Annotated in this window: 13 protein-coding genes and 1 pseudogene; 3 read left to right on the forward strand and 11 right to left on the reverse strand. The window is 46.9% G+C overall.

Translation table 11 applies throughout. From position 1 onward, the window contains the following. Nucleotides 1–684, reverse strand: a pseudogene (locus V6C93_RS24375) (photosystem I reaction center subunit X); the annotation flags it as partial. A gap of 538 nt (nt 685–1222) precedes the next feature. Between V6C93_RS24375 and V6C93_RS24380 the strand changes: the two are divergent. Further along, nucleotides 1223–2416, forward strand: coding sequence for a class I SAM-dependent methyltransferase (locus tag V6C93_RS24380; protein ID WP_333479265.1), 1194 nt, complete (start codon nt 1223–1225; stop codon nt 2414–2416). Between the two features lie 135 nt (nt 2417–2551). Here V6C93_RS24380 and V6C93_RS24385 read toward each other — a convergent pair whose 3' ends face one another. The 10 genes from V6C93_RS24385 to V6C93_RS24430 all read right to left on the reverse strand — a co-directional run bounded on the left by V6C93_RS24385 (nt 2552) and on the right by V6C93_RS24430 (nt 10467). After that, nucleotides 2552–3295 carry a Uma2 family endonuclease gene (locus V6C93_RS24385; protein ID WP_333479266.1) on the reverse strand — a complete coding sequence of 248 codons (744 nt, stop codon included), beginning with the start codon at nt 3293–3295 and terminating at the stop codon, nt 2552–2554. Between the two features lie 212 nt (nt 3296–3507). Further along, complete coding sequence (locus V6C93_RS24390) at nt 3508–4074, reverse strand: hypothetical protein (RefSeq protein ID WP_333479267.1); 567 nt, start codon at nt 4072–4074, stop codon at nt 3508–3510. 164 nt (nt 4075–4238) lie between these two features. Then, nucleotides 4239–5189, reverse strand: coding sequence for a F0F1 ATP synthase subunit gamma (locus V6C93_RS24395; RefSeq protein WP_349262830.1), 951 nt, complete (start codon nt 5187–5189; stop codon nt 4239–4241). Nucleotides 5190–5322: 133 nt separating this feature from the next. Continuing rightward, nucleotides 5323–6840, reverse strand: coding sequence for a F0F1 ATP synthase subunit alpha (atpA, locus tag V6C93_RS24400; RefSeq protein WP_333479269.1), 1518 nt, complete (start codon nt 6838–6840; stop codon nt 5323–5325). Between the two features lie 114 nt (nt 6841–6954). Beyond that, the gene (atpH, locus tag V6C93_RS24405; RefSeq protein WP_333479270.1) at nt 6955–7512 is read right to left on the reverse strand and encodes an ATP synthase F1 subunit delta; all 558 of its coding nucleotides are present in this window, start codon (nt 7510–7512) and stop codon (nt 6955–6957) included. After that, nucleotides 7509–8051, reverse strand: coding sequence for a F0F1 ATP synthase subunit B (locus tag V6C93_RS24410; RefSeq protein WP_333479271.1), 543 nt, complete (start codon nt 8049–8051; stop codon nt 7509–7511). The genes atpH and V6C93_RS24410 overlap by 4 nt, the downstream gene beginning before the upstream one ends. A 185-nt stretch (nt 8052–8236) precedes the next feature. Next, entirely contained in the window at nt 8237–8731 is a 495-nt protein-coding gene (locus V6C93_RS24415) for a F0F1 ATP synthase subunit B' (RefSeq protein WP_333479272.1), read from the reverse strand. A gap of 115 nt (nt 8732–8846) precedes the next feature. Further along, a complete protein-coding gene (atpE, locus tag V6C93_RS24420) occupies nt 8847–9092 on the reverse strand; it encodes an ATP synthase F0 subunit C (RefSeq protein WP_333479273.1) in 246 nt (81 codons plus the stop codon). Nucleotides 9093–9204: 112 nt separating this feature from the next. Then, nucleotides 9205–9969: a F0F1 ATP synthase subunit A gene (atpB, locus tag V6C93_RS24425; protein WP_333479274.1), complete on the reverse strand. Its 765-nt coding sequence runs from the start codon at nt 9967–9969 to the stop codon at nt 9205–9207. Nucleotides 9970–10014: 45 nt separating this feature from the next. Then, entirely contained in the window at nt 10015–10467 is a 453-nt protein-coding gene (locus tag V6C93_RS24430) for an ATP synthase subunit I (RefSeq protein WP_414644270.1), read from the reverse strand. Nucleotides 10468–10772: 305 nt separating this feature from the next. On the opposite strand from V6C93_RS24430, the gene V6C93_RS24435 reads away from it, so the two are divergent. Beyond that, the gene (locus V6C93_RS24435) at nt 10773–11090 is read left to right on the forward strand and encodes a 2Fe-2S iron-sulfur cluster-binding protein (protein WP_333479276.1); all 318 of its coding nucleotides are present in this window, start codon (nt 10773–10775) and stop codon (nt 11088–11090) included. Between the two features lie 206 nt (nt 11091–11296). Further along, nucleotides 11297–11528: hypothetical protein (locus tag V6C93_RS24440; protein WP_333479277.1), on the forward strand; the 232-nt coding region annotated here is incomplete at its 3' end.

The raw sequence follows: 11528 nt of genomic DNA on the forward strand, positions 1-11528 counted from the left end.
AACGATATTGCTGCCCTCGGCATCGCGCTTGAAATACCCTAGTGAGGCCGCACGCATTTCCTGTAGTGCCACGAGGGTGGCTTCTCCAGAGCAGGCGTTTTCGATGATTTCCCGCAGACCCCGAACGTTGACGACAATAATGTTAGGGTCGCCAGCGACGATCGCGTAGGTTACATAGCGCAACATCCACGATAAGTCACGCAGAGACTTCTGCATGTTTTTCGGGCCATAACGGGCGACGTTAATGGGTCGGAATCCCGCCGGAGTTGGACCTCCACCAGAAGCACTGAAGAGTCCTCGCAGACCCTCGAAGAAACCGCCGCTACTTTCCACATACGTAGCCGTTCCCAACTTCATGGATTCTCTAGCATCCATGCCGCCACCACCAGCCAGGACTAGCTCCTGACCGACTTCTTCCCTAGGCTTCTCCAGGAAAGCCATCGGGGAACCCCCGACGAAAATCCGGTTAGCCGCGCGGGAAACAATTAGGTCAGCGTTTTTGCTGAGAATGTCTGCAATCTCTGTACGCTGTATCCCAGAGCGGAAATAACTGGCCAGCTCGCTTAGCTCACCACCTCCTAAGAACCGGTCTTGCTGTTCAGCTTGAATAATTGTTGAAACCGGTACTGTTTGATATAGTTGCGGACGCGCAACTGTGCTTCCACCACTTGCCTTAACACTCATTGGTTCTCAAAAGCTCCCATCGACAATTGCTACTGTGTTAAGTCTGACCAGGGTGCCAATCCAGGTTTCTTTCGCTTACCTTAGGCTGTTGTGCATCGGTATTGACTTCCCATTCCAAAACGGAATCGGATGTTCCCGTGACGCCTTCAATAAACTATCCTCCTGGGCTTTACCAGATCAGTCTTTAGATTAAAACGTTTCTGTTGTTGTGAACTTATTTGTTAAGAAGTGTAAAGAACACGTTCCAGTGTTTCACAGAGTAATCATAGTTGATAAGCGTCAATCGCTGAGAGTCCCCATAAGTTTTGTTACAATCTTGGCGGACTAGGGATTGGGAAGGGAAGAGTGGGAGAATTTTTAACCTGAACAGGATAATTCAACAAACCTTCACCTCCAGGCTGGAATACGCCTTCGTATGAACTCAGGCGTTGCGCTAAAGTAACGCTACGCTATCGCTCAAGCTCTGGTCCCCTTCTCATTCTCTCATCCTGGCACTCCAAACTCCCATTTGAATTAATACCCAACGTCTTTTTGAGTCATGGAAATCGATCAAGACACCAGCGCTGCTGTTCAGCAGCTTTACGATACTTACCCTTTTCCGCCAGAACCGTTATTAGATGAGCCACCTCCTGGGTACAACTGGCGCTGGAATTGGTTAGCAGCTTACAGCTTTTGCACGGGTCAAAAACCGCAAAGGCAGGACATTCGTATTCTCGATGCTGGTTGTGGTACAGGTGTCGGGACAGAGTACTTGGTTCACCTCAATCCCCAAGCGTCTGTGGTGGGGATTGACTTGAGTGGAGGCGCTTTGGAGGTGGCACGAGAACGTTGCCGTCGTTCAGGTGCCAATCGCGTCGAGTTTCATCACTTGAGTTTGTACGACGCCGATCAGCTTGAGGATAAGTTCGATCTGATTAACAGTGTTGGAGTCTTGCATCATTTACCTGATCCGATTCGAGGGATTCAGTCTTTGGCGGCAAAGCTAGCTCCTGGTGGCTTGATGCATATTTTTGTCTATGCGGAGTTGGGGCGGTGGGAGATTCAGCTAATGCAGAAAGCGATCGCACTGCTCCAAGGTAACCAGCGAGGTGACTACCAGGACGGTGTGAAGGTGGGGCGTCAGCTGTTTAACGCTTTACCAGAAAATAATCGCATTGTCAAGCGAGAGAAAGAACGCTGGTCATTAGAAAATCAGCGGGATGCCAACTTTGCGGATATGTATGTTCATCCCCAAGAAATTGATTACAACATTGAAACGCTATTTGAACTGATAGATGCTGCTGGATTGGAGTTTATTGGCTTTTCTAATCCCCGCTACTGGGAGATGGAGCGGCTTTTAGGGAAAAATCCGGAGTTGATGGAACGAGTGCAAGGGTTAAGCGATCGCGAACGTTATCGCTTAATTGAGCTATTAGATCCAGACATTAGTCACTATGAATTTTTCCTAGGATGCCCTCCTATACAAAAGGCAGATTGGTCATCGGATGAGGCTCTACTGGCAGCCATTCCAGAGCGCAATCCATGCATGAATGGATGGCCGAGTCAATCCTTGTTTGATTATGATTACCAGCTGATTCATTTATCAGAAGAAGAATTTGAATTTCTACAAATTTGTGATGAGAATTCAGCCAAGCCTCAAACGGTAGGAGAGATTTTGGCAAGTGCAAAGTTAGGGTTGGAAGGAGTGCGATCGCTCCTCAAACAGCAGTTAATTATGTTGACGATCCCCTGATTGTTGAATAATTTCCATTACATTATTTTTTGTAGGGACGGGTTTAGTAGGGATTTTAGGCAACAATACAGATAACTAAACGATTAAAACCAGCCCCTACAAACCTATCTACAATCTGTATTTACAAATTAGACCTTACTCAGGTAACTCCCCAAAACGTTCTCGGTAGCGATCGAGCATGGCTTCCATTTCAGCAAGCTGTTGTTGATCTAGTTCCCGTTGTTGGCGTTCTTGTTCAGCTCGTTGACGTTCTTGTTCGGCTTGTGCCTCTGCCAACAATCGCCCTTGAGTTTCCTGCTTGAGTACTGCCACTAGTTCATCAGGAATTAGCAATTTTTCTCCAGTATCCTCTCGGTAAAAGCCAATCAGTTTTCCTTCAACGGCTAAGCGGAGTTGTAAGGGTTCGCTGCGACTATCCGTTATAGGTGTGTAGGTATCTCCCCGCAGGCGATAGCCTTGTAATTTTTCTGGTATCCACTCTCTCTTGGGGTCAAATAGCCAGTATTCCTGAATACCTAGCTGCTCGTACAAGGTTTTCTTAAACGTCTTATCTTGGTCTTGTGTACCTGGAGAAGTCATTTCAAAAATCACTACTGGCACTTGGCCTTCTTCCCAGGTTTTGTAGTTATCTCTGCCGCCTGGAGCAACATCGAAAATCACCATCACATCAGGGGCAGTTCGTACTTTGGGAAATCCCTGAGCATAGTAAAGGAATTGGTTGGCTAGAACAGTTGCTTGACGATCTGCTAAGTATTGTTTGAGGACTTCTAGAGTAGTTAGGATGGCATAAAGATGATCGTAGGTTTCTGCCACAGGTTCACCATCGGCACTAGGGTAAATGATTGGGGTGGTTTGAGCTGTGGGGGAAGGGGCTGTCATGGTAACACAAAGTCGGCATCACGCTTTCATTCTAAGGTTGAATTCAGGTTAACGGCATCACTGGAAGCGGGTGAGAGGTATATTGCCCATGAATGACTTGCTGCAACTCAGTATGCATCTCAATTAAGCCAATACAACTTATTGTGGAGCAGGTAATACGAACATCTAGACAGGCAGGGCCGACAGGATGCCCAGGCCACTCATATGACTTTTTATTTCACTAACTGAAATGACGTCATAAACTTTTCGATATCACCAGACAACGCACTTTCTCTATTTTTCGGAATTTCTGTAGTTAATTGGTACAAGCGTTGTTTAACTAAATAAGCTCGATACTTAACTATCTTGTCGCCCGGAGCTTCAAACTTAAACTCTTTACCAGAGTATTGTTCTAAACGGATATCTTGCTGATTAATCAATTTGAGATTTCTATCATTAGTAAAACGAGAAGATAGACTATCTAAAATAAAATCAGAAGGAAGCTGAGCGACGGCATCAGGGAAATTCGTATAAGAAACACTATATTTAACTTTGCCTTCTTCTAAGGATGCAGTGAACAAATTAGCATCGAGAGATACATTATTTCCATCTGTAGTTTGTCTGTTCTGAGTTGGCGCAACGGGCATTAAAACTGTAAAGCCTCCTTCAGACGAAGAGACTTTTTCCCATTTTTGTTGTTGAACTAGAAATAGCTGTTCGGCTCGAACAGATTGAAGGACTGGATATCCACTCATCAGCAGACTCGATAAAGCTGATAGTAATAAAAATTGAGTTCTCATACTTTATATTCCTCAGCACCTGTGCTACGAATTTACGTCATTATACAGCAGTCGTTTGAGGCATAAAGAAATAGAATCTTGTCTTTATAAAGACCTAAAAAAAAGCGCCTGACTATTCTCAGACGCTTGCCATGTTTGACGTTTAAAGGATGTGAAACCTGAAGTTAACCGCTCAGCGCTTCTGCACCGCCCACAACTTCCAGAATTTCCTGGGTAATCGATGCCTGCCGTGCTTTGTTGTAAGACAAGGTTAAGCTGCTAATCAGTTCGCTGGCGTTATCACTGGCGTTATTCATCGCCGTCATCCGGGCCGCGAGTTCACTAGCTGCTGACTCTTGTAGCGCCCGCAGTAACTGGTTGTTCAAATACAAGGGCAACAAGGCATCCAGGATTTGCGCTGGGTCTTGCTCAAAGAGCATGTCACGAGGGAAGGGAGTGACTTGAGGTGCGACTTTCTCCCGCGTTACCTCAAAGTTGCCACCACGAGTTGTCAGCCTGAAGATTTCATCATCTTGTGCTTCTAGTCCTTGTGCAGTCAAGGGCAGCAGGGTTTGAACTACGGGACGAGAACTAATCAAGGAGACAAACTTGGTGTAAACCAATTCAACCCGGTCTACTGATTCTGAGAGGAACAGAGAGAGCAGTTCATCAGCAATCATCGAGGCTTCTGCGGCGGTAGGAACCTGCTCTAGGCCGGTGTATTTGGCACTAATGGGCTGGTCGCGGCGCTGGAAGTACTGGAAGGCTTTGCGTCCAACGAGGACGTATTTGTAATTGAGATTTTCCTTCTGTAATTCCTTCGCGCGGTTTTCAGCGCGGCGGATGACGTTGGTATTGTAAGCGCCACACAGACCGCGATCGCCGGAGATAACCAGCAAGCCTACAGTCTTGACTTCGCGTTGCTTGAGCAAAGGGAGATTGGCGTCTTCAAACCGCAGACGGTTTTGTAATCCATAGAGTACTTGTGCCAAGCGGTCGGCAAAGGGGCGGGTGGCAGTCACCTGTTCTTGGGCGCGACGGACTTTGGCAGCGGCAACGAGGCGCATGGCCTCGGTAATTTTTTTGGTATTTTTGACCGACTGAATGCGATCGCGAATAAATTTTAGATTGGCCATATCGGGGTTGAGGTGAACAGGTTGAAGGTTGAAAGTTGAGTTGAAGGTTGGCAGGTTGAAGGTTGAGTTGAAGGTTTTAACTTTCAACCTTGTAACCTTCAACCTTCAACCTTGTTTTATAACCTTCAACCGATTACACGGATACGAGGAAAGTCTGCTTGTATTCTGCGATCGCTTCTTTCAGCAGCTTCTCTGCTTCATCAGTGAGGGCCTTCTCTTTTTGCACAATCTCACCATATTGCTGCTTGCTGGTCTTTAAGTACTCCCGCAGCCCTTGGGTAAAACTGCTAACTTTCTCAACCGCGATGTCATCCAGATAGCCATTCAGACCGGCGTAGACCAGCGCCACTTGCTCATAAACGGCTAATGGTGAGTACTGGGGTTGCTTCAAAATTTCCCGCAACCGCTGACCCCGTGCCAATTGGTCTTGGGTGGCTTTGTCCAAATCCGAGGCAAACTGAGCGAAGGCTTGCAAGTCATCAAACTGAGCTAGTTCCAGCTTCAACTTACCTGCTACTTTCTTCATCGCCTTGGTTTGTGCGGCAGAACCCACACGGGACACCGAGATACCTGGGTTAATGGCGGGACGCAAGCCAGCATTAAATAGGTCGGATGTCAAGAAAATTTGACCATCGGTAATCGAAATCACGTTGGTCGGAATGTAGGCGGACACGTCACCCGCTTGGGTTTCGATAATTGGCAGCGCTGTCATACTGCCTTCGCCCAGTTCATTACTCAGCTTCGCTGCCCGTTCCAACAAGCGGGAGTGAATGTAGAACACATCTCCTGGATACGCTTCCCGTCCGGGTGGACGACGCAGCAGTAGGGACATCTGACGATAAGCTTGGGCTTGCTTGGAGAGGTCATCGTAAATCACCAGCGTGGCTTTGCCCTTGTACATGAAGTACTCAGCCAGGGTTGCACCGGTGTAAGGAGCGAGGTACTGAAGGGTTGCTGGGTCGTTCGCATTCGCCGCCACTACAATCGTGTAATCTAATGCTCCTTTTTCCTGAAGCACACCGACTACTTGGGCTACGGTAGACGCCTTTTGACCAATGGCGACGTAAACACAGACTACATCTTGTCCCTTCTGGTTGATGATGGTGTCAACCGCGATCGAGGTTTTTCCGGTTTGGCGGTCACCAATAATTAATTCCCGCTGACCCCGTCCCACGGGAATCATGGCGTCAATAGCAGTGATTCCGGTTTGCATGGGTTCATAAACCGAACGCCGTGCAATAATCCCTGGAGCACCGGATTCGATCAGACGAGATTCGGTGGTGTGGATGTCTCCCTTTCCATCAATCGGGCGGGCTAGGGCGTCCACGACGCGACCAATCATCGCATCTCCTACAGGCACCTGAGCAATTTTGCCGGTGGCGGTCACGGAGCTACCTTCTTGGATACCCCGACCATCGCCCATCAACACGGCACCAACGTTGTCCGCTTCCAAGTTCAGAGCGATGCCAACTTCACCATCTTCAAACTCGACTAATTCCCCAGCCATGCACTTTTCCAAGCCATAGATCCGGGCAATACCATCACCAACTTGGAGCACTGTACCAACGTTGGAAACTTTTACATCTTGGTCGTACTGTTCAATTTGCTGCCGAATAATGTTGCTAATTTCGTCGGGTCTAATGCTAATCATGTTAGTTGTGACTGCTTAGTGGTTGAGTATGTTTAGGGAATAAAAAACGTTCTCCCTGAAGTTGTTGATTACCAAGGGGGCTGTTTTGGGGGTAGCCTACAAACTTAAGACTCTCTATGTTGAACGACCTAGGCTTACACTGATACGACGTAGTTGTCCGCGCAAGCTAGCATCTACGACCTGAGAACCGACTTTAATGATGACACCACCTATTAAATCGGGGTCGAGCTTAGAATCGAGTTCAACTTCATGAGCGCCTGTCATGGCTTTGACTTTCTCTATGACAGACTGCCGTTGAGTGTCTGTTAGTTCTACCACTGAAGTCACTTCTGCCAAAACAGTCTGTTTCAACTTCCGGAGCCGAGCTTGGAATTGTTTGAAAATTCCCTCTAAGAAAAGGACGCGTCGCCGCTCCACCAGAATCATCAAAAAGTTCATCATATAGGGGTGGAGTTGATCGCCACCAATCTGTCGCAATACAGCTTTTTTGGCGTCCTCCTGCACCACGGGACTTTCCAAAAATTGCTGTAACTCTTGAGAGTTTTGCAGAAGATTCAACAATGAACTAACGTCTTCACCAAAACGATCAACAAGGTTCTGGGATTGAGCTAGAGACATTAAGGCTTCTGCATAAGGCTCCAGCACTTGAGCGCTTAAAAAACTGTCCTTCATGAGCCACCTCCCACGATAGCGATGCTACGGTCAATGAGTTGATGTTGAGCTGAGTCATCTAAGTGACTTCTGAGTTGGGACTCGACACGCTCGATAGACATGGCGGCAACCCGTTCGCGGAGTTCAGCGATCGCTCGCTCTCTTGCTACATCCAAATCTTGAGCAGCCGTTTCTCTAAGGCGTTCAACATCTTTCGCTGCCTGCGCTAGGATTGCTTCTTTTGCCGTCTTCGCGTTTTCTTCTGCGGCTGCACGAATTTGCTCTGCCTCGGCTTGAGCTTTAGCTAACTTCTGTTGAGCGTCTGCTAAGGCAGCAGCAGCATCTTTTTGGCGGTTCTCGGCATCCCTAACCTCTTCAGAAATCCTTGAGCGACGCTCATTTAGGATATCAACTAAAACTTTACGCCCAAAGTAAAATAGTACCCCGATAATAATCGCGAGGTTGATCAGGTTGGTTTCTAATACATCGAAGTTCAGACCAAAACCACCGGACTCTACGGCGTGGGCCGCTTCAGTGGCAAGGAATGAGAAAGTTCTCATGATACCGATTTCCTAACTGCGCTACTGACATTAATAGTTTGACTTTCTACTCTCAAGGAAAAGGGCATTGTTGCGACTAAAGCGATCGCGTCTGAAGCTTCCTTGTTAAGTTAGCTGTCGCGCCGCGAATCGCTCTAGGAGAGAGGATGCGCATAGAATGCGTTTTCCGATCGCTACAAAATCTGCTACTTGACCAATTCTGGACCTAACAGTTTTTCCAGAATTTGACGGCTGAGGGCATCCACCTCTTGCTCAAGCGTTTGCATGGCTGCCTGTTTCTGAGATTCTATCTCTTGAGCCGCCTGTTCTCGTTGAACTTGGGCTTCCTGCTGCGCTTCGGCCATCTTAGACGCCGCAATTTTTTGGGCATCAGCTTGCGCGGCTGCAATCGTAGCTTGTGCTTTTCGGCGAGTTTCTCCTAGCTCTTGCTCGTATTGCTTTGCCAGCTTGTCTGATTTCTCTAGACGTTCCTTCGCTTGCAGGATATTACTGCGAATGTATTGAGCCCGCTCGTCAATTGCCTTGCCCAGGGGCTTATAGAACACCGCATTCAACACTACTATCAGAAGTAAAAACTGTATTGCCATCAAGGGCAGGGTTGCATCAAAGTCAAACAATCCCCCTTCTTTGGCAGCTGCTTCAGCGGTTTCAACAGCTAGCAAAATTGTCCAATGTGTCATAATTTCAAGACCCAGTTGCTATCCTTTGGGTCAGCTAATCAGCTGAGATTGGTTAGTGGTCAGTAGTTAGTGTTCATGAACGACTAACTACTAACGGCTAACTCTTAAACTTTTTCTACGAGAAGGGGTTGGCAAACAACAAAACGAGGGCAATTACCAGACCATAAATGGTCAGGGATTCCATGAATGCCAGCGTTAATAGTAGAGTGCCTCGAATTTTGCCTTCTGCTTCTGGTTGACGAGCAATTCCTTCCACAGCTTGACCGGCTGCATTACCTTGACCAATACCAGGGCCGATGGCAGCTAAACCAATTGCCAGAGCAGCAGCGATAACAGAAGCAGCAGCAACGATTGGATTCATGATTATTTTCCTTAAATTCTGTACACAACCAACAACACAAGAGTTTTTACTTTTGAGGTTTGAGGCTCTAGCTTCAAACCTCAAAGCTCACTCATTACATCAACTGAGGGCTCTAAGAATGCTCCTCATGCTCTTCTCCACCGTGCCCTTCCAAGGCTTCATGAATGTAGGCGGCTGCTAGCGTGGAAAAAACTAGGGCTTGAATTGCACTGGTAAATAAACCCAACGCCATCACTGGCACAGGCACAAACAGGGGAACCAGTAGCACCAGCACTGCCACCACTAGCTCATCTGCAAGAATGTTGCCAAACAGACGGAAGCTCAGGGAAAGAGGCTTTGTGAAATCTTCTAAGACCGCGATGGGTAATAGGATTGGCGTCGGTTCAATGTACTTCTTAAAGTACCCTAAACCTCGCTTCCTAAAACCCGCGTAAAAATACGCCAAAGAAGTCAGCAACGCCAGGGCTACGGTAGTATTGATGTCATTAGTGGGAGCCGCTAACTCACTTCCCGGTATTCTGATTAGCTTCCAGGGAACTAGGGCACCCGACCAATTGGAGACAAAGATAAACAAAAATAAAGTGCCAATAAAGGGCACCCAGGGACGGTACTCTTTCTCACCAAGCTGGTTTTTGGCTAAATCCCGGATAAAGTCCAGGGCGTACTCCATGAAATTTTGTATGCCACTGGGAATTCTCTGGATATTTCGAGTAGCCGCGAGGGAAGCAACTACTAGAACCAAGATTACAAACCAGGAGGTAAGAAAAACCTGCCCATGCAGTTTCAGATTGCCTAATTGCCAGTAGAAATGATTACCTACTTCCAATTTGGCAAGGGGGAAAGAATTAAAGACGTTTAAGACACTGTGAATTTCCATTGACGGAAGTTTCCCCAGAAATCGATGATTGGCAGGATGCCTTGTCTACTTGACTTTTTTAGGGTCAGCTGGTATAAAGGTTTGCACCATGTAGACGATGAGAGTGGCCTTATAGGTCAGAAATCCCAAAAAAATGGGCAAAATCTGTAGCTTATGCCATTGAGTTGCTACTATAATCAACCCAATAAACACCGCAAACCGAGCTTTGCTCAGACTTTTTCTTTCTAGGGCAAGTCGCTCGACGTCTTTAGCCAACATTCTCAAGTAAACCATACCTGTGCACGCCCCGATCAAATAATTCAGAGCAATGTCAAGTGAGTAAAAAAACCAGACAGAGATAAAGACAATCCCTGTAATGGTAAGCGTGACCAACAACAACGTTCGTTTGAGTTGGTAGTACTCTTCCATTGACGAATTATTTTCGGGGGATGGAGGACTTCCTTGTGGTAGTTCCTCCATGACCGGGGTTGGTTGAGGAGAGTCGTCTGACAAGTTCACGGGTAGCAGCAGCAGCCAGTCCAAAAAGCAAGTTCGTAACAAACGAGCCTAGCCACAGGTAATCATATCATGTACCGGTAACAATACTTAAAATTTCTTAAATAGTAGGGGAGTGTAAAATTCCGTCGTGATTCGAGAAACTCTCTATGTATTTAGTTGTGCTTTTTCTGCTGTGGCTCGCAAGTTATGTACTGGAACCCACCAAAGCCTCTGGGTTTCTAGACGCCCTAGGGCGGTAAAATAAGCAAGTCCAAGTCCAGTTCCCCTGCACGGGGATTGAAAGTGTCAAGCCCAGAACTTACGCAATGCCCAACACTTATACTGTCAAAATTCGCCACCAAGGCACTACTCACACGATAGAGGTACCAGAAGATAAACAAATTCTTCGTGCTGCCTCCGCTGCTGGAATCGACTTACCCAGTTCCTGTAATGCGGGAGTATGTACTACTTGTGCCGCTCAACTCTCGGAAGGAACGGTAGAGCAGAGCGATGGTATGGGTTTGAGTCCAGAACTCCAAGCTGAAGGTTACGCACTGTTGTGTGTAGCGTATCCCCGCTCTAATCTGAAGCTTGAGACTGAAAAAGAAGATGAGGTATACGATCGCCAATTTGGTCAACCTTAACTGATGAGTTACCAGCTAAATTGCGGTAGCTGTCCGGGATTAGGTTAGGAACATGTAAGAAGGCAAACGGTCTTTTGGGAGGCTAGCTTGGCAGAAATAATCCACCAGTCAACGATGAGCCATGAACTCTAACCAATTAGGCTGGTGGGAAACTTTCGCCACAAAGGTCTATTGATAGTATATAGATCCTATTGAAAGGATTTTTTATGACAATTCTTTTAGTTCTCTTGTTTGCCGTGTGTTTTATAGCTTGCATGGCTCTAACTAGAGGGCTTTTTCTGCGGTTATCGAATTGGAATCTCTTAGATAGATTGATCGCAGCTTCAACTCCTCTAGTGATCTTTATCCTATGTGGATTAATTTTGAGGGAATTTGTATCTACGCCTTTTAGGAGTCAAAATGCTTCTATTCTGGCACCAACGGTTGGAATTATTTACG

It is taken from the genome of Allocoleopsis sp. (assembly GCF_036703385.1).
In the GTDB taxonomy this organism is placed as follows: Bacteria; Cyanobacteriota; Cyanobacteriia; order Cyanobacteriales; family Coleofasciculaceae; genus Allocoleopsis.